Annotated in this window: 20 protein-coding genes; 7 read left to right on the top strand and 13 right to left on the bottom strand. The window is 63.3% G+C overall.

Annotated elements, in window-relative coordinates:
- Nucleotides 1-37: 37 nt before the first annotated feature.
- The 4 genes from BLV27_RS05070 to BLV27_RS05055 are packed head-to-tail and all read right to left on the bottom strand — an operon-like array spanning nucleotide 38 to nucleotide 4,058.
- On the bottom strand, nucleotides 38-778 hold the full coding sequence (locus BLV27_RS05070) for a DUF3750 domain-containing protein (RefSeq protein ID WP_092643394.1): 741 nt from the start codon (nucleotides 776-778) through the stop codon (nucleotides 38-40).
- A complete protein-coding gene (locus tag BLV27_RS05065) occupies nucleotides 775-2,064 on the bottom strand; it encodes a hypothetical protein (RefSeq protein ID WP_092643391.1) in 1,290 nt (429 codons plus the stop codon). The genes BLV27_RS05070 and BLV27_RS05065 overlap by 4 nt, the downstream gene beginning before the upstream one ends.
- 28 nt (nucleotides 2,065-2,092) lie before the next feature.
- Nucleotides 2,093-2,458, bottom strand: coding sequence for an HIT domain-containing protein (locus BLV27_RS05060; RefSeq protein WP_092643388.1), 366 nt, complete (start codon nucleotides 2,456-2,458; stop codon nucleotides 2,093-2,095).
- Nucleotides 2,459-2,480: 22 nt separating this feature from the next.
- On the bottom strand, nucleotides 2,481-4,058 hold the full coding sequence (locus tag BLV27_RS05055) for a DUF5928 domain-containing protein (protein ID WP_092643385.1): 1,578 nt from the start codon (nucleotides 4,056-4,058) through the stop codon (nucleotides 2,481-2,483).
- Between the two features lie 115 nt (nucleotides 4,059-4,173).
- Between BLV27_RS05055 and BLV27_RS05050 the strand changes: the two genes are divergently transcribed.
- Nucleotides 4,174-4,992, top strand: a complete 819-nt coding sequence (locus BLV27_RS05050) for a sulfotransferase family protein (RefSeq protein ID WP_092643382.1) — start codon at nucleotides 4,174-4,176, stop codon at nucleotides 4,990-4,992.
- Nucleotides 4,993-4,998: 6 nt separating this feature from the next.
- On the opposite strand, the gene BLV27_RS05045 is transcribed toward BLV27_RS05050, so the two are convergent.
- Both BLV27_RS05045 and BLV27_RS05040 read right to left on the bottom strand, forming a co-directional pair.
- Entirely contained in the window at nucleotides 4,999-6,618 is a 1,620-nt protein-coding gene (locus tag BLV27_RS05045) for a saccharopine dehydrogenase family protein (protein WP_092643379.1), read from the bottom strand.
- Nucleotides 6,619-6,679: 61 nt separating this feature from the next.
- The gene (locus BLV27_RS05040) at nucleotides 6,680-7,666 is read right to left on the bottom strand and encodes a 2-hydroxyacid dehydrogenase (RefSeq protein ID WP_092643376.1); all 987 of its coding nucleotides are present in this window, start codon (nucleotides 7,664-7,666) and stop codon (nucleotides 6,680-6,682) included.
- 100 nt (nucleotides 7,667-7,766) lie between these two features.
- On the opposite strand from BLV27_RS05040, the gene BLV27_RS05035 reads away from it, so the two are divergent.
- Nucleotides 7,767-8,282: an SH3 domain-containing protein gene (locus tag BLV27_RS05035; protein WP_092643848.1), complete on the top strand. Its 516-nt coding sequence runs from the start codon at nucleotides 7,767-7,769 to the stop codon at nucleotides 8,280-8,282.
- A 59-nt stretch (nucleotides 8,283-8,341) separates the two neighbouring features.
- Here BLV27_RS05035 and BLV27_RS05030 read toward each other — a convergent pair whose 3' ends face one another.
- Nucleotides 8,342-9,178 carry an inositol monophosphatase family protein gene (locus BLV27_RS05030; protein ID WP_092643373.1) on the bottom strand — a complete coding sequence of 279 codons (837 nt, stop codon included), beginning with the start codon at nucleotides 9,176-9,178 and terminating at the stop codon, nucleotides 8,342-8,344.
- 232 nt (nucleotides 9,179-9,410) lie between these two features.
- Nucleotides 9,411-11,429, bottom strand: coding sequence for a M3 family metallopeptidase (locus BLV27_RS05025; RefSeq protein WP_092643370.1), 2,019 nt, complete (start codon nucleotides 11,427-11,429; stop codon nucleotides 9,411-9,413).
- 74 nt (nucleotides 11,430-11,503) lie between these two features.
- On the opposite strand from BLV27_RS05025, the gene BLV27_RS05020 reads away from it, so the two are divergent.
- A complete protein-coding gene (locus BLV27_RS05020) occupies nucleotides 11,504-11,923 on the top strand; it encodes a VOC family protein (RefSeq protein WP_092643367.1) in 420 nt (139 codons plus the stop codon).
- On the opposite strand, the gene BLV27_RS05015 is transcribed toward BLV27_RS05020, so the two are convergent.
- A complete protein-coding gene (locus BLV27_RS05015; RefSeq protein WP_092643364.1) occupies nucleotides 11,920-12,396 on the bottom strand; it encodes a pyridoxamine 5'-phosphate oxidase family protein in 477 nt (158 codons plus the stop codon). The genes BLV27_RS05020 and BLV27_RS05015 overlap by 4 nt on opposite strands.
- Before the next feature lie 213 nt (nucleotides 12,397-12,609).
- Between BLV27_RS05015 and BLV27_RS20000 the strand changes: the two genes are divergently transcribed.
- Genes BLV27_RS20000 through BLV27_RS18995 form a run of 4 tightly spaced genes read left to right on the top strand, consistent with a single transcriptional unit; the run spans nucleotide 12,610 to nucleotide 13,199 of the window.
- Nucleotides 12,610-12,744, top strand: coding sequence for a hypothetical protein (locus tag BLV27_RS20000; protein ID WP_280140289.1), 135 nt, complete (start codon nucleotides 12,610-12,612; stop codon nucleotides 12,742-12,744).
- Nucleotides 12,744-12,875, top strand: a complete 132-nt coding sequence (locus BLV27_RS19000) for an entericidin (RefSeq protein WP_244504546.1) — start codon at nucleotides 12,744-12,746, stop codon at nucleotides 12,873-12,875. The genes BLV27_RS20000 and BLV27_RS19000 overlap by 1 nt, the downstream gene beginning before the upstream one ends.
- Nucleotides 12,876-12,933: 58 nt before the next feature.
- A complete protein-coding gene (locus BLV27_RS19995; RefSeq protein WP_280140288.1) occupies nucleotides 12,934-13,068 on the top strand; it encodes a hypothetical protein in 135 nt (44 codons plus the stop codon).
- Nucleotides 13,068-13,199: an entericidin gene (locus tag BLV27_RS18995; protein WP_244504545.1), complete on the top strand. Its 132-nt coding sequence runs from the start codon at nucleotides 13,068-13,070 to the stop codon at nucleotides 13,197-13,199. Before BLV27_RS19995 ends, BLV27_RS18995 begins: the two co-directional genes overlap by 1 nt.
- A gap of 63 nt (nucleotides 13,200-13,262) precedes the next feature.
- Here BLV27_RS18995 and BLV27_RS05010 read toward each other — a convergent pair whose 3' ends face one another.
- The 4 genes from BLV27_RS05010 to BLV27_RS04995 all read right to left on the bottom strand — a co-directional run bounded on the left by BLV27_RS05010 (nucleotide 13,263) and on the right by BLV27_RS04995 (nucleotide 17,749).
- The gene (locus BLV27_RS05010) at nucleotides 13,263-13,571 is read right to left on the bottom strand and encodes a TraR/DksA family transcriptional regulator (RefSeq protein ID WP_092643361.1); all 309 of its coding nucleotides are present in this window, start codon (nucleotides 13,569-13,571) and stop codon (nucleotides 13,263-13,265) included.
- Nucleotides 13,572-13,663: 92 nt separating this feature from the next.
- Nucleotides 13,664-14,689, bottom strand: a complete 1,026-nt coding sequence (locus BLV27_RS05005) for a hypothetical protein (RefSeq protein ID WP_092643358.1) — start codon at nucleotides 14,687-14,689, stop codon at nucleotides 13,664-13,666.
- Nucleotides 14,690-14,817: 128 nt separating this feature from the next.
- On the bottom strand, nucleotides 14,818-16,620 hold the full coding sequence (gene lepA, locus BLV27_RS05000) for a translation elongation factor 4 (protein WP_092643355.1): 1,803 nt from the start codon (nucleotides 16,618-16,620) through the stop codon (nucleotides 14,818-14,820).
- 82 nt (nucleotides 16,621-16,702) lie between these two features.
- Nucleotides 16,703-17,749: an alcohol dehydrogenase family protein gene (locus BLV27_RS04995; RefSeq protein WP_092643352.1), complete on the bottom strand. Its 1,047-nt coding sequence runs from the start codon at nucleotides 17,747-17,749 to the stop codon at nucleotides 16,703-16,705.
- Nucleotides 17,750-17,753 lie beyond the last annotated feature (4 nt).

Genomic DNA, 17,753 nt, shown 5'->3' with positions numbered 1-17,753 from the left:
GGTGATCGGGTGCAATACTATTCCCGACGCGATGCGGTCAGGTGCCGACGCGCCCGATGCCGGGCAGTTTCAGGGCGGGTTGAAGGATGTCGATACCGAAGGTCTGCCCCAGAAGATTGATCTCCATCCCGCGGCGCGGACCGAAAGACAGCCCCGCATAGCCCCAGGCCGACAGATGCAGATCGCCGCCAGCATCCAGGTGGGCACGCAGGCCGTCGCCGATGTAGTCCTTGCCAACAGCATGCGGCGGCAGCGCGATGCCGATGGCGGGCACCTCACGCAGGACGTGGGCCACGAAAGTATTGGAGTTCGGGCCCGGCCAGATCACGTAAGCGCCGCGAAAACCGAAGGGATAGGCATCGACCGTCGCCTCGATCCGCGGAATCAGCGCAGCAGCAGCCCGCCCGGTGATCGAGCCGACGAAATACGGGGCGTTCGAGTACCAGCGGGCATCGGGCGCATAGGCATCGCGCCGCACGGGATTTCCCCACCCCACGACCTCGGCGCGGGTCCAGGTGGTGGCGTCAGCGGGTTTCCAGACCAGCCATGAATGGACCGACGCCGCGCCTTTCAGGCCGCCGGTGCGGGCGGCCATGACGTGGATAGTCGCCTCGGACACGGTGTCGGCGGCGGGCAACACGCCCGCGCTGGCCCAGTCGGCGGCGCGCCAACTGCCGGGCCGGTCCACGGTGGTCCACCAGATCGTTGCCGCCGTCATCGGCAGAAGGAAACACAGCGTGAATGCAAGAAACAGGCGTGCAACGACGCGCCGGATCATCGGGAGGCCAGCAGGCGGGGCGACAGGCGCAGGTCGTAGTCCTGTGCGTCGGAGACGGGATCCTGCGCCGCAAACAGGGAACAATCTTCGGGAAAGGCGAAATCGGGGGCTTCGGTCAGCAGGCCTTTGCCCCCCGCAATCAGCGCGTCGATCGTCGCGGCATCCAGTGCGGGGCGCACATCCTCGCGACAGGCGAACCAAAGCGTCTCGATCCGGTACGTCGGATCGGTGCCCGAAATGCCCGCGCGGATCATGGTGAGGTCCGGTGCCCGCGCCTGCAATATCCGCTCCGAGGTCGCGCGGTGCAGCGGGATGGACGTTTCGGACGAACGCTCCAACAGAACGGAAAGCGTCGAGCCGGGCCGGCGCCCCTCGGCCGGGCGAATGCCTTCGCCGTAGGGCGTGGCCCCCAGCCAGCCGTCGAACTGATCGAAGATGTCTCCGGTCTCGTAGTTGCGCAATTCCACGTGGCGGATCCAGACGGTACCGGGCGGGGGCGCGCGCTCGTACGTGATACTGATCGAATAATCCGACTGGGGCGACTCGCCCACCTCCACCAGCACACAAATGCCGAAGGGGGCAGAGATCATGTAGTTCCGAACGGGCCGCGTAGGGCCGAGCGGGGGCGCGCTGCACAAGGGGTCGCCGTCCCGCAGCCTAAACTTGAGCAGGGCCGCACCGTCGCGACCGCCAGTCTCGATGAAATCGAGAGCACCCTCACGCAATCGCTCGGCAATCGGCAATCCACAGGTTCCGTCAGCCGGGTCGCCCTCCTGACCGTAGGCCGCCACGGCGACCTGGCACGGAAATGGAATATACAGGCTGCGCCCGGTAAACGGCTGGCTTTCGTTTTCGTAGTTCACGTCGGCGGCGAGAAACGTCTCATTCGCCAGCCGTATCAGGAAGTCCCGCGCTAAAAAGACGCCGCAGGCCAGTACCACGATGGCCGACGGCAGCAGCAGATAGTGATACGTTCGCCAGAAGCGCGGCACGAAGAGCGGGAGGAGTGCCAGTATCATCACAAGACCGATGAGGATGTTCGACGAAACCAGATCCTGCGCCGCCGCAACGCCGGCCACAATCGTGGGAGACTGCGACGCAAGGATTTCACGCGCCAGGTAGATACCACAAGACAGCAACACGATGGCCGACGGCATCAGCAGATAGTGCCGCCTGCGCCAAAGGTGCGGCGTCAACAGCGGGATAAGCGCCAGCGTCATCACGATAACGACGATTATGTTCGACGAAAGCAGATCCAGCGCTGAAGCAAGGCCAACCAGAGACATGGGAAACTGCACTATCGTCACTGTTCGATCAGGCCTTGGCCAACATCCGGCCCAGGGGGCGCCCGGCGAGGATATGAAGATGGAAGTGCGGCACTTCCTGCACTCCGTGCTCTCCGGCGTTCGAGATGGTACGGAAACCGGTGTCCGTCACCCCGTGGTCGGCGCAGATGTCGGCGGCAACCCGGTGAAAATCGGCAATCTCCGCATCGGACGCGTTGGCGTGGAAATCGGCGTAATCGACATACGCCCCCTTGGGGATCACCAGCACGTGCAACGGGGCCTGCGGGATGATGTCGTTGAAGGCCAGCGTATGATCGCTCTCGGCGACGGTGTCGTTGGGGATTTCGCCGCGCAGGATTCGAGCAAAGATGTTCTGATCGTCGTAGTCGGGCATGGCGGCGGTCCTTTCGCAGCGGTCAGTCATCGAATAGATATGGTGTCCCCGCCAAAATCCTAGCGGTTTCGGCGTCGATGTCGAATACGGCCTTCAGGACGGCGGCGTTGGTTTCGGGCGTCGCAGTTTCGGCAATGCGGTAGACGCCGGGCAAATCGGATTCACGAATGGCAAGGCTCTCGGAGACGAAATCCTGCGCGACGGTCGGCAGCAGGCGGTCGATGGTCGTGCGCGGCGTCTTGTCCCCGATCAGGCCGTTGCGCGCGGCGTGACCCTCAAGGTAGTCCTCATCGAAGTGGCAATCGATCAGCAAGGTCCGGATCTCGGCGCGGTCGCCGTAGAAGTCCTGCAGCAGGTCGAAGTTCACCGGATCGAGGCAGATGGCCAGCCGGTCCTTGCCGATCTGGCGGTACAGCATCCGCAACAGCGCGCGGCGATGGCGGTGACGTTTGGTCAACGTACTCTCGATGCCGCCGAGGTCGGGCATCGGCGTGTCTTCCTCGTCGAAAAGGTAGTTCAGCGTCGGCAGGACATCGTGGTCGCGCAGGGCCTGCGCCAGCCGTTTGGCCACGTGGTATTTCTTGCACACCAGCACGATCAGTTCCCGGTCGCGGCCCAGCGTCGCCTCCCGCTCCCAGAAGCGGGGCGCAAAGCGACGACCAGTCCGGCCGCGATGCGTGAGAAACGTGAAGAGACGTCGCCCGTCGCCAGCAACGGGAAAGTCGGTCCGGCCGGACGCCCAAAGGTCGTCCAGACGCTCCTTCAATTCGAACGCCTCGGGCGAGATTTTGCGAGCAAACAGGAAATCCTGGCTGAGCAGCAGGTCGTGGTGGTCGTCGTAGAATGTCGCGGGCATCCCGTAGTCGGTGAACATCAGGAAGGTCAGCGTGCGCGCATCGATTTCGGCGCGCGGCACGAGGTGGCGCACCAGCGTCTGGAAAAACGTCTCGTCCGGGATCCAGGTCGTCGCGAAAAAGCGCATCACGTCACGGCGGGCGCGCGTGAAGGCCAGCACCTTGTCGATGGTCGCGCGCCGCAGGCACCACCACTGCGAACCGATCATCACGTCGATGTCGTGTGGAATGGACCGCTCCAACCCCAGCTTTCGCTGCACCCCCAGAAGGCCATAGAACAGCGCCTTGCTCGTCCGCTCGTTGACGAAGTGGCGATAGATCAGCCGGTCTTCCTTCATGCCCGTCTTGATCCAGTCGGAGGTGAAGAAATCGAAGCTTTCGATATAATCGGTGTCGCGGGCGTCGAGAAAGGAATGGGCATGGTCTGCCGACTTGATCGGTCGGCAATCGCCAGAGATCATGTAGAAATGGGTGGCACGCGGAAAGGCCTGAACGGCGGCCTCGATCGCTGCCAACGTGGCGCGGACCAGCGACCACTCGCCCCATCCGCATTTCATCCGGCGTTTAACCAGCACGACGTTCGGGTTTTCGCGGGTGCCTTGTTCGATGGCAGCAAAGGCGGCAGCCGGTGCAGACGCGTCGAAGTGGATCGCCACGTAGTCACCCGTAGCAGTCAGGCCCTCGGCCTGCCGGATGATGGCCTCCGGGTCCTTGTGACACAGAAGGATGAACGCGATCTTCGCCATATTCGATGAAACAATCAAACTTCAGCCACAGTTACTAGGCAATAGCGGCTCCGGGGCGTTGAAGAAACCGGGGAATGCGGGTTTGATACCTCAGGTTCGTTTAACGAGGGTTAAGATGGGATTTCCCGGCACATGGATGACCGAGAGCGAAAGCGCCTTGTACCGCGTGGTGCCCAAGTGCGCCTGTTCGTCGATCGGTCAGATATTGTTCTATTCGGACCATGGCCGCTTCTTTGACGGCGACATTCACGACAGCACCGCTGGCCTGCACAAATGGGCCCAGGAAAACAGCCAGTCCCTGATCGAGGCCAACGCCAAGGGCCACAAGTCCTACGCCTTCACCTGCGTGCGCAATCCCTACACCCGGATCCTGTCGTCGTTCTTCGACAAGATCGCCGGCATCCAGCGCAACGGAAAGCGGTATCGCGGAAACATGGTGCCCAAGCTGTGCGCGCAATACGGGGTAGAGGTCGGCGCGCCCGAGGACGATTTCGAGTTCGACCAGATCGCCAGCTTCCGCCGGTTCCTTCTGTTCGCGCGCGACACCATCCGGTTCCGCCGACCCATGGACCCGGACATTCACTGGTCGGCGATGGCCGGGCACGTGGGCACGTTCGTGGCGAACGGCGGCCGCTATGACCACGTCGTGTTCACCGAGACGTTCAACGAGGGCATGCAGGTCGTCCTCGATAATATCGAGACGCCGGTAAAGGTCGATCTGGCCCAGGTGCCGCGCTTCAACGAGTCGGAAGGCCACGGCCCAAAGCGCAAACACCCGGTCGAGGATTACTTCGACGACCTGTCGATGCACCTGGTCTGGGAAATATACCACCGGGATTTCAAGCTGTTCCAATACGACTTCGAAAACCCGGCCAACAAGATGCCCAAAGGCGAGGTCGACCTGGAGGAAATCCACGCCAAGCTGAACGATTGATCGGCATCAGCCTGCGGATGTGATCCGCCCGCGATACCGAACGAGAAGCCCCACACCCGGCAACCGGATCGTCACATCGAATGTCGCAGCCTCGCCCTCGGCCGCCTCCACCGTGTCGCTGTCTGGCAGCATCCAGCGCGGGATCGGAACCGGGCCGAACCGCCCCGACAACACCGGGTAGGTCAATGCCCCGTCGGCAACCTTCAGCCCGATCCGGAAGGTCAGTGGGCCGAACCGTTCCGTGACGACTCCGTCACCCGGCCCCCCATCGGCCCGCAAGTGCGAGCGGAACACGCGGCCCCCGAAATCGCGGACCCAGGTCTCGGTTGACCCACGCCGCTCCATTGTCACCTCGACCGGGGTGTCTTCGCTGGCGGGCGGGAACCCGACAGCCGCGCATATGATCCGCGCGACCAGCCCATCGCCCCGATCCACGCGCGCGGTGCCGGTCCAGCGGCGATGGGCCAAAACCATGTGCAGGTCACGCACCGCCGCAGGCAGCCCGTCAAAGTCCTCCGCAAGTGCCTGCTGGAAAACGGGCGTCAGCGGCGCATCCACGCGGGCATAGGTCAACTGTAGGTCGGTCGACATCGCCTCCATCTCGGCCAGGGTGAATTCCCCTACGCAGGCGCGGGCCCCCGGCAAAACCTGCCCCGCGATCAACCTGGCCACCATGACCCGACCCGGCAACGCAGGAATGTGCGGCCCGTCTCCCGCAGCGGCCACGACCGTCCAGTCGCGCTGCTCCGCGCCTGCCGGACCCTGGCCCACAACGCGCGTGCGCATCCCGCCCCGATCGGTGCCGAACCGCTCGAACAGGCCCGCGATCCAGCGCATCGGCCGCGCCGTCGGGGCCAGCGTCGGCAGGAGCCCCCAGCGAACAGGCAAGCACATCGCCCAGAGGCCGAGGTGCATGTACCACAGCTCCAACCCCGCGCCGAAAATGACGGTGCGGGCGCGGTAACGCTCGGGGAAGATCGTCAGGTCGGGCGCGCCGATCCCGCTGACCCATCGCTTCCCGAGGCCGGGAAAATCGACGCGGCGCAGATCGCCCCAAGCGCGAGCCGTCGTCAGACGGCCAGCGCGCCAGACCTGCATCCTCTGGCCTGCCTGTGACAGGATCGCACGCATCACCGCCAGCCCGCGCGGGGCGCGATTGCCCGGCACGATGAAGCTGTCGATCAGGTGAATATCGTCCAGACCATGGGTCAGCACTTCGACCGCCGCCGAAGAAATGGCGGGCACTGTCGACACGCCCGAGATGACGGCGACCCCAGCCGTTCGCGCGGCATCGTCCAACCTCGTGATCCCTTCGGTAAACCCGGCATCGTCGGACAGGTCTAGGTAATGCGCGCCAACCGCGATGGCCGCCCGCGCCACGCGGTACGGATCGTCGCCGTGATCCTGAAACGGGCCGGCGGCGTCGATGACGATGTCGGGGGCTTCGGCGGCGATGCGCGCGCCGACGTCCGACGACGCCCTGTCCAGCGTGACATCGTTCGAGACACCGCGCCCAGCAATACGGACCTCGACGAACGACTGCCGACGCAACCCCGCGACCAGCCGCGAGCCGAAGACGCCGGTGCCACCGATCACAAGGATGCGTGTGATTTTTTGCTCTGTCATGCAACGCGACCTAGCGTGCAAGCCGCGCCGGGGCATCGTGACATGTGGCCCCAGTCTCGCGTCAAAGCATCGAGGGCACGACCTGGTCCGGCGGGCGGTGCCCGTCGGCGAAGGTTTGCATGTTGATGAGAACCTTCTCGCCCATCTCCAGCCGCGCCTCCCGCGTGGCAGAGCCCATGTGCGGCAGCAGAACGACGTTCGGCAACTCCCGCAGGCGTGGGTTTACGCCCTGCCCGCGTTCGTAGACGTCAAGGCCCGCCCCGGCCAGTTCACCGGCGCGAAGCATCCGGGTCAGGGCGTTCTCGTCGATCACCTCTCCGCGCGAGGTATTCACGACGACCGCCGTCGGCTTGAGCAGTTTCAGCCGCCGGGCGTTGAGCAAATGGAAGGTGGAAGGCGTGTGCGGACAGTTCACCGAGATCACATCCGACACCGCGCACAGGGCGTCGAGGCGTTCCTGCCAAGTCGCCTCCAGCGGCTCCTCCAGCCCGGAATGCAGACGGCGGCGATTGTGGTAGTGGATGTCCATCCCGAAGGCACGGGCCCGGCGGGCCATGGCCTGACCGATGCGCCCCATCCCCAGAATACCCAGCGTCTTGCCGCCCAGTCGTGTGCCCAGGAGTGCATCGGGGGCCCAGCCCTCCCACACGCCCTGCTGCATCTGGGCCATGCCCTCGGTCATGCGGCGCAACACGGCCAGCATCAGGGCCAACCCCATATCGGCGGTATCTTCGGTCAGCACGCCGGGCGTGTTCGACACAAGGATGCCACGCTGCCGGGCCGTGGCGACATCGATGTGATCGACCCCGGCCCCGTAGTTGGCGATCAGCTTCAGCCGGTCGCCCGCCCCCGCCAGCATCGGCGCGTCGATCACGTCGGTGATGGTGGGCACAAGAATATCAGCCTCGGGCAGCGCCTCGATCAGCGCCGCACGGTCGGGCGATTTGTCGCCGCCGAGGACGCGCAGGTCGAATAGCTCCGCCATACGGGCCTCGATCGGCGCGGGCAGGCGTCGCGTGACGACAACACTCAGGCGCTTTGGTGGCATGGATCGCATCCCTCCCTTGGTCAGCGTCGTCCATGATGGCATCATGAGACACACGCGCAAGGGGCATAAGACCCCGATCACAGACGCAGGACGAGCGGATATGCGAAAGACACTCCTGAAAGCGGCTCTGGCCGCTTGCCTTGCCTTGCAGATGCTGACTGGCACGTCGGCTTTTGCCGAAAACGACGGCAAGGGGCCGATCACCGGGCTGCCGATGCCACGGTTCGTTTCGATGAAGGCGGCCGAGGGCTATGCCCGGCGCGGCCCCTCTTCGACCCATCGCATTGATTGGGTGTTCAAACGGCGCAACATGCCGCTTCTGCTGGTGGACGAGTACGGCCAATGGCGCCGCGTCCAGGATCAGGAGGGCGCGGGCGGCTGGATGCACTACTCCCTGTTGTCGGGCAATCGCAGCGTGATTGTCGAACGCGAGGAATTGGATCTGCGACGCAGCCCGTCGCCGGACGCGCGGGTTTCGGCCCGGCTCAAGGCGGGCGTGGTGGCCTGGCTGGGCGAATGCGGGAACGGCTGGTGCGCGCTTGAGGTCAGGGGCGCGGAAGGTTGGGCCGAGCAGTCTGCCCTATGGGGCGTGGCCCCCGAGGAAGCACGCGACTGACGTGCAGGGTAACCGGCGGTGTCCGTCGGCTTCTCTGCTTTGAAAAAGCTCAGAACACCTCAGTCGCCGTTCAGCGCATCGTTGAACGTCTGCGCGAGCGCGTCCCAAAGGCGGTCGTTGCGCGCATTCAGAAGGCGACCCTCGGTCATCGTCGGGTGGTAGGCGCTGCCGTCAAGCAGGCGCGAGGTACCCCCCGCTTCCTGCAGGATCAGAACGCCCGCCGCGTGGTCCCAGACGTTCAGCATCCCGTTAAGGCAGAAGTCCGATCCACCCAACGCCAGCATCCGGTATTCGTGCAGGGAGGCCCCCATCGAATTGGCCCGTCGAAACAGCGGGATCGTTGCCGCCAAGCCGGGCTGCGCCGCCTGAGGGTAGAGGTACCCGCCCGTGTTCCCGCGCAGACGCTCGAACGGGGTGTCACCCTGATCGGTGGTCAGAGCACGGACCTTGCCACCGCGATGGTACGCAGCCCCGCCGCCACGGGTTGCGACGATCCAGTCGTCGAAGCTGGGATCATAGAGCAGGCCGAAAACCGTCACGCCATCTTCCACCACCGCGACGATCACGCCGTAGTTCGCGATCCCGTGTGCGAAATTCCAGGTGCCGTCGATCGGGTCGATGATCGTTACACGGCCTTGCCCCACGCGATCGAGGATGCCTCGATCTTCGGCCACGGCTTCCTCGCCCACGACGGCATCACCGGGCAGTATTGCGTGGATGCGGGCCGTCAATGCCTCCTCCGCCGCCTTGTCGGCAACGGTCACGAGATCGTCGAAGGCACCCTTGGCGTCGACCTGACTTGCATCAAGATTGCGGAACCGTGGAAGGATTTCTGCCGCCGCCACCTCGCGGACGGCTGCGACGATGGCGTCGGACTGAATATCGGTCAGCGGCATGTGTTGTCCCTCTTCAAGACATGTATCCCTTACTTCGGCGACCGGCGTCGCAGGCGGGCGTGGCAGATACCCACTGCCCCAAACAGATCTGGAACGCCATGCGGTCCGGGCGTTCGTCACATCGCGCAGGCGGCCCCAAGGTGCTCCATGCGCCGGGGACGTCGGCACAGCGGCTTATCTGCCATAATTGGGCCAGAGTGGGTCGAGCGGGGCGATGCCCCCCGCCCACCACTCAGGCAGCGGTGTCCAGGCCGCGTCCCTTAAGCAGCGCCTCGACGCCGGGCAAGCGTCCCCGAAAACGAGTGTAAAGCTCGCCCGCGTCGACCGATCCGCCGGTGGAGAGGATGTTGGTGCGCAAGCTTTCGGCCAACGCGGGGTCGAAGGGGTCACCCGCTTCCTCGAAAGCGGCAAAGGCGTCGGCGTCCATCACCTCGGACCACATGTAGCTGTAATAACCCGCAGAATACCCATCACCCGAGAAGACATGCGCGAAATGCGGCGTGGCGTGACGCATCCGGATCGCACGCGGCATCCCGATATCTTCAAGGATTTCGGCCTGTTTCTGCATCGGGTCGGCCGGAGCCTCCCCCTCGTGGAAGTGAAGGTCAACCAATGCGCTGGCAACGTATTCGACCGTCGCAAAGCCCATGTCATAAGTGGACGCGGCCAACAGCCGGTCGCGCAGATCGTCTGGGATCGCCTCCCCGGTGTCGGCATGGGTGGCGAATTCCGACAGGACGGCGGGCACGTCCAGCCAATGCTCGTAAAGCTGGCTGGGAAGTTCCACGAAGTCCCGCGCGACAGAAGTGCCGCTGATCGACTGGTAGGTGACGTCCGACAGCATCTGATGCAGCGCGTGGCCGAATTCGTGGAACAGCGTCCGCGCGTCGTCATAGGACAGCAGCGCCGGGTCGCCCTTGGCGAAGTTGCAGACATTGACCACGATCGGGCGCGTGTCGCCGTCGAGCCGGGATTGCGACCGCATGGCTGAACACCACGCGCCCGAGCGCTTGGAGGCACGGGCGAAGTAGTCGCCCAGGAAAACCGCGACATGCTCGCCCTCGCGGGTCACCTCCCAGCCGCGCACGTCCGGGTGGTAGAACGGACCGTCGATGGGCGTGAACTCCAGCTTGAAGAGGCGCGTCGCGCAGGCAAAAGCAGCTTCGATCATACGGTCGAGCTGGAAAAAGGGCTTCAGCTCAGACTCGTCCAGATCATGCAACTCCAGCCGCCGTTTCTCAGCGTAGTAGCGCCAGTCCCACGGCTCCAACGGTCCGGTGATACCATCGCTGCGCGCCATCCGCTCCAGGTGTTCGGCATCGGCCATGGCCGCCTCGCGCGCGGGCTCCCAGACCTTCATCAACAGGTCGCGGACGGCATCTGGCGTCTTGGCCATCTCGGTTTCAAGCTTGTACTCAGCAAAGCTGTCGTAGCCGAGGATTTCGGCCCGCTCCTGCCGCAGCTTTAAGATTTCAGCTGCATGGGCGCGATTATCGGTAGAGCCGCCGTTGGCACCACGCGCGGTCCACGCCTCGTAGGCCTTTTCACGCAAATCGCGCCGGGGCGAGAATTGCAGGAACGGCACGATGAGCGAGCGGTTCAACGTCAGCACCGGACCGTCGCGGTCGCGATCCTTACCTGCGGCGCGGGCCGAGTTTTTTACGAAGTCAGGCAGACCTTCCAGATCCTGTTCCGACAGATCCATGAACCAGTCCCGCTCATCGGCGAGCAGGTTCTGGCTGAACTCGGTGCCCAGCGTGGCAAGACGGGATTTGATGTCGGTCAGGCGGTCAGCGGCAATCCCCACAAGGCCTGCACCCGACCGCACGAACCCGCGATGCGTCAGCATAAGAACGCGCTGCTGCTCCTCCGTCAGGTCCAAGGTCTCACGACGAGACCAGACGTGTTCAACCCGCGCGAACAGTTTTTCATTGTTGGTAATTTCCGAACTGTAGGCCGAAAGCTTCGGGGCCATGTCACGCATGAGCGCTTCGCGTGCCGGCGTACTGTCGGCCCCGGCCAGATTGTAGAACACGCCCGCCACGCGGTTGAGAAGGTCATCAGCCCGCTCCAACGCTTCGATGGTATTTTCGAATGTCGGGGCCTCCTCGTTGTCGGCGATGGCAGTTATGGCGGCGCGGCCTTCCTCGATTCCGCGATCCAGAGCGGGACCAAAGTGATCGTCTTCAATCTCGGCAAACGGCGGAAGCGTGAAGGGGCCGGACCAGTCGGTCAGCAGAGGGTTGGTCATGTGTGTCTCCTTTGAAAGACAAACTAGGCTCCACGTGGTCCGGTTGCTAGGGTCGCCGCCAAGGAGGACCGCATATGCCATGGTCAATTCACCACGTTAACCTTCAGGCAAAGGACGTTCGGGCGACAGCAGCTTTCTATTCCAGCGTCTTGGGGATGCAGGAAGCACCCTGGGCCTTTCCACAGACACGGGGCTACCTGCCCGGCGACCCGGATAAGCTCGCGCTGATGGGCGACGGGCGGGACAGCCATTCCGGCCTGCACCTGATCGCGCCGGACCCCGCCTTCGCGGACAAGAACGGCCTGATCCACAATCCGTCGGTCGGCGGGCACGTGGCGTTTCAGGTGGACGATCTGGACGGCGTGATTGCCCGGCTGGTCGCCGCAGGCATTCCCCATTCGGTGACAGGGGAGTTCGCGATTCCGGGCCTGCGGCACGTCTATGTCACAGACCCCGAAGGCAATCTTATCGAGATCAACGGGAAGGTCCGCTAGGTATCGAGGCGGATGTGCGCGGTGTTGTGTTCGAATTCCTTTTTCGGATCGTTCCCCATCAGCATCTTGATGCCCGCGATTATGGAGGACCCACTTTCCCAGACCTGCGCCTCTTTCGCGTCATAGCGGACAAGGGCGAGGTTCGGGTCGGTCTTCCCCCCTTCGTACCAGGCGGCGACGAAGGGGCTCCAAAGGCGGTCAATCATCTCGGGGTCGTTGTCGATCGTCAGTTGGCCCGAGGCACTGGCCCAGATGTCATTGCCCTTGGATGAGAACGTCATATTCCCGTTTTTCGGGCCGTTTTTCAAGGCCTTGCCCAAATCCGTCTGGCGGGTGGTGAAGAACCAGATGGGTGATTTCTCCTCGTCGACGCTTGCCCCCATGGGACGCGGCAGGGCACCGTCGCAGCCGAGGAAGACAGTCATGTCGGACTTCAGGGCTTTCCAGAACTTCTTTTCGAAATCGGTCGTCATAACGGGTCCTCCGGTGTTGGTACGTGTTGACCAACTAACGTGTGACCGTGCCGGAGCGTTCCATCGGCGGCGCGAACCCGGGGCGAAACGGGGTGTATTCACCATGGGCTATGACTGTACTATGAACGGACGACACCGGTCACACCTTCCGCCGGGAAACTGCGGACCGACTGACCCAAGACAACGCGAACAACGCACACCCCGGAGACCATAATGCCCCTGATCCGACTTCTCGCCCTCGCCCTGCTGCTGCCGACACTGTCGGGCTGCGCCGCCGCCGCCTTAGGAGCCGCCGGCGCCATCATCGCCGACGAGGTGGCCGAGGATAACGGCGGGAACCTGTTCTGATGGCCGGCGTGTTGCGGATGGTCCTCGCGTTGAGCGTGGTGGCCGGGCTTGCGGCCTGCGAGACGGCCAAGGGCTTCGTGCGGGACAGCGAGAACGTCGGGCGCGTGGTGGCGAAAGAGTTGAACGACTGACGGGAACCGGAACGCGAGTCCGCGCGTTGACTAAGCCGCGGTACATCGGAGAACTGCCATGACCCGCCTGACCCGCATTCTCCCCCTCATGATGCTGCTGCCCGCCGTTTCGGGCTGCGCCGCCGCCATCGGAGCGGGAGCCGCCATCGCCGCCGACGAGGTGGCGGAGCAAGAAGGCGGGAACCTGTTCTGATGGCCGCCCTGATGCGCGCCGCGCTGGCGCTGGCCGTCGTCGCGGGCCTTGCCGCCTGCGAGACGACGAGAGGGTTCATTCAGGACAGCGAAAACCTCGGATCGGCCGTCGCGGACGAACTGGACGACTGAGCGTATTTCCAGACAATCAAGCGGCCCCTGCCGGACGGCGGGGGCCTTTTTCGTGGGCTGCGGTCAGGTGGCGCAGGTGCGGCAGAGCGCGGCGGTGGGCACGGCCTCCAGCCGCTCAGCGGCGATCGGATTGCCGCATTTGGCGCAGGTCCCGTAGGAGCCGTCTTCGATCCGCTTAAGGGCGGCGTCGATGGCGCGGATCTCGGTCCGGTCGTGGAGGCCGAGCGATTGCAACACCTCGTCCCCCTGCCGCTCGGATGCGGCATCATCCCAATCCTTCGGGGTCGGGTCGTCGAGCTGATCCTCGATCCGGGCGATATCGCCGGTCAGTTCCTTGCGGCGGGCGAGGAGGAGGGTCTTGGTGTCGGTCATGTGGATCTCCCTTTTGGGGGAGTATGGGGGTGGGGCGGCGTGGAGGTGTTGATTTGGGTCAAGGGAGGGGGGACGTTGGCAACTTACGGGCACTATGCTTGCTGGTCTTCAGATATAAACGCCACAACACTCTCATAGTCCAGACTCTTCACCCCTATCCGCTTCTTCACTTCAAACGCCTTCGCTCCTATGGCATGAACGGTTTCCTCAATTTCCAAAATACTCGATAGATCAATAGACATAGACACGACTGTCCCCTCGACGTCGCAATCATATGACATCGACTTTCCGTCAGTCAGATGCAGTGCGGTATTACCTGACGCGATGAAGAAATGTCCGAACTTCCGGAATAGCTGGTGTGCAAAAAATAGACCAAATCCAGAATTGTCCCACTGGCTCTTGAATGAGGCCCTCTTCTTTTTTGCACGCCAAGCCTTGGACGACACGCCCAGCATTAACGCATAGTAAAGCGCCTGGCGATCATTCTCTGGGATCGTGTATTTACTCGACTGAAGGGATCTATTTACCCCAATTCCTCGATCAGCAATGCAAATCTCAACGCGGTCTGCTGCAGGCCAATATTGAGCACAAAAACCAGCGGTGTCCGTTTCCCCATGCTCAAAGACATTTCGAAATATCTCTCGGAACGAAACAGAAAGACTGTGCCGAAGCGATTCCGACTTACCCTGAGAAATGATCTGAGCAACGTCCTCACATTTTATCTGAATCGCGTCTCCAAACTCTATTCCATGATCCGTAGAAATCTTCGCAATGTGGTCGCGCCCAAACCGGCTCATTGGAATGTAACTGCGCCCACCAAATGCACCTTGTGGAAATTTATTTCCAGCAATTTTGAGCGCACGAGAAAAACCAAGGTTATTTGCGTACTCGTGGCGCCCTAGGCCTTGGTACAGCATCTTTTCTCTGGGATAGAGACGACTTCTTCTTCGGCAGGCTTTTGCTGCGATCATCATAAATGTTGGCGTGAAAAATCGAGTGCGCCCCGTATCGACTAGAAACTCGTCAAGTTCGTCGATCTCAAGAATTTCTTTCGTGAACTTGGACAGCGCCTTCAGATGAGAGTAATGCGGCAGCCTGATCGTTGGTTCTCGCACCATTCACCCACTCACCTTCCAAGCATCGAAGTGTTCCGACTAGAAGCGTTACCACCCTATTCTCAACCGAGTGGGCACGCGCCTTTCCGCGAAAGACGCTGCCGCCCACCCGCACTGAAGATTGTCAGCTTTCACCCATCCATCTTCAGCGCATTAATAAACGCCGACTGAGGTATCTCCACCTTCCCGAACTGCCGCATCTTCTTCTTACCCGCCTTCTGCTTCTCCAGAAGCTTCTTCTTCCGGGTCGCATCTCCGCCATAGCACTTGGCCGTCACGTCCTTGCGCATCGCTGACAGGGTTTCGCGGGCCACCACGCGGCCGCCGATGGCGGCCTGGATCGGGATCTTGAACATGTGGCGGGGGATCAGCTCTTTCAGCTTCTCGACCATGGCGCGGCCGCGGGTTTCGGCGCGGTCGCGGTGGACCATCATCGAAAGCGCGTCCACCGGCTCCTCGTTGACCAGCACGGACATCTTGACCAGCGCATCCTCCCGGTACCCGATCATCTGGTAGTCGAAGGAGGCGTAGCCCTTGGTCACCGATTTCAGGCGGTCGTAGAAGTCGAACACCACCTCGTTCAGCGGCAGGTCGTAGACAACCATGGCGCGGGGGCCAGCGTAGGTCAGGTCAAGCTGGATGCCGCGCCGGTCCTGGCAGAGTTTCAGCACGTCGCCCAGGTATTCGTCGGGCACAAGGATGGTGGCCTTGATGCGCGGCTCCTCCACGTGGTCGACGTGGGTCAGGTCGGGCATGTCGGCGGGGTTGTGCAACTCCTCCATCGTGCCGTCGCGCATGTGGACGTGGTAGACGACCGACGGGGCCGTCGTGATCAGGTCGATATCATATTCACGCTCGATCCGGTCACGGATGACCTCCAGGTGCAGCAGCCCGAGGAAACCGCAGCGGAAGCCGAAGCCCAGCGCGGCCGAGGATTCCACTTCGAACGAGAAGGACGCGTCGTTGAGGGCCAGCTTGTCGATGGCATCGCGCAAGTCCTCGAACAGCGCGGAATCCACCGGGAACAGGCCGCAGAAAACCACGGGTTGCGACGGCTTGAAGCCCGGCAGAGCCTTGTCGCAGCCCTTTTTCTCGTGGGTGATCGTGTCGCCGACGCGGGTGTCGCGGACCTGTTTGATCGACGCGGTCAGGAAGCCGATCTCGCCGGGGCCAAGCTCGTCGATCTCGGTCATGGGGGGGCGGAACACGCCGATGCGGTCGACGTGATGCACGGTGTTGTTGGACATGAAGCGCACGCGGTCGCCCTTGCGCAGCTTGCCGTCGATGATGCGGACAAGGACGATGACGCCGAGGTAGCTGTCGTACCAGCTGTCCACCAGCATGGCCTTGAGCGGCGCGTCGATGTCGCCCTTGGGCGCGGGCAGGCGGTCGACGACGGCCTGCAACGTCTCGCGAATGCCCTGCCCCGTCTTGGCGGACACCAGCAGGGCCTCGGAGGCGTCGATGCCGATCACATCCTCGATCTGTTCGCGCACGCGGTCCGGCTCGGATGCGGGCAGGTCGATCTTGTTGAGAACGGGGACGACTTCATGGTCGGCGTCGATCGCTTGGTAGACGTTGGCGAGCGTCTGCGCCTCAACCCCCTGGGTGGAGTCGACGACCAGAAGCGAGCCTTCGACGGCGCGCATGGAGCGGCTGACCTCGTAGGCGAAGTCCACATGGCCCGGCGTGTCGATCAGGTTAAGCGTGTATTCCAGCCCGTCAGCGGCGGTGAACTGGATCCGGACGGTGTTGGCCTTGATGGTGATGCCACGCTCCCGCTCGATATCCATGGCGTCGAGCATCTGTTCCTTCATGTCGCGCAGGGCAACGGTGTTCGTCTCCTGAATCAACCGGTCGGCCAGTGTGGATTTGCCGTGGTCGATGTGGGCGACGATGGAAAAGTTGCGAATGCGGGCGAGATCGGTCGTCATTTGGGGCGGCCTGTGTTCAGGGGTTTGGCCGGGGATACACCGGGGGTGCGGGCGGTGGAAGGGGGCTGGGTGTCGCGGTCGATCAGGGGACCCGCAAAACGATTTTGCCGATGTGCCCCTTTTCGGCGAACGCGGCCTGGGCGGTAGCAATTTCGGCCAAGGGGTATGTTTCCGCAAGCAATGGGCGGACCTCGCCCCGTTCGATACGCGCGATCAGCGCCCCGAACACATGTGGCTCCAACGCGGTGCAGCCGAAAAAGGTCAGATCCTTTAGGTAGAGCGTGCGCACGTCGAGGTCGACGATCGGGCCGGCGATAGCGCCGGACACGGCGTAGCGCCCGCGCGGGCGCAGCACGTCCAGAAGGGACGGGAACTCCGGCCCGGCGACGACGTCGATCACCACGTCCACCGCGTTTTGGCCGAGTTCGGCAACCGGGTCAGCATCGCGGGCGATCGTGCGGTCCGCGCCAAGATCCAGAAGGGATTGCGCCTTGGCTGGGCTGGTCATCGCGATGACGGTGGCACCACGAGCGCGCGCCAGTTGGACCGCAGCCGACCCGACGCCGCCCGAAGCCCCGGTCACCAGAACGCGGTCGTCAGCCTGCACCTGTGCCCGCGTCAGCAGATTCTCGGCGGTGGAATACGAGCAGGGGAAGGAGGCAAGCTCCTCATCGGTCAGGGCGCAGTCGATGGCATGGGCATGGCGGGCGGCGATACGGCAGTACTGCGCGAAACCTCCGTCGCATTCGGAGCCGAGGAACCAGGGCTGCTCCAACATCTGGCCGTTCGCCTCATGCAGGCAGGGCTCGATCAGGACGCGCTGGCCGATGCGCGCCGCGTCCACGCCATCTCCGACGGCAACGATGTGGCCGCACACGTCAATACCTTGGATGCGCGGCAACCCGAGGGGCGTGCCAGTCCAGGCGGCATCGTCAGCGGCGTGGTCGCCCTTGGAATACCACCCGATGCGCGTGTTGATATCGGTGTTGTTGACCCCGGCCGCCGCGACGCGGATCAGGACATCGCCCGGTCCCGGCAGGGGTACGGGCAAGTCGTCGCGCCACGACAGGCAGTCCGCCCCCCCGTGACCCGTGAGCACGACGCCGGACATCATTGAGGGCAAAGACATCGCG

Source organism: Jannaschia faecimaris (genome assembly GCF_900107415.1).
Classification (GTDB): domain Bacteria; phylum Pseudomonadota; class Alphaproteobacteria; order Rhodobacterales; family Rhodobacteraceae; genus Jannaschia; species Jannaschia faecimaris.
This window is presented reverse-complemented; position numbering and strand designations above follow the sequence as displayed.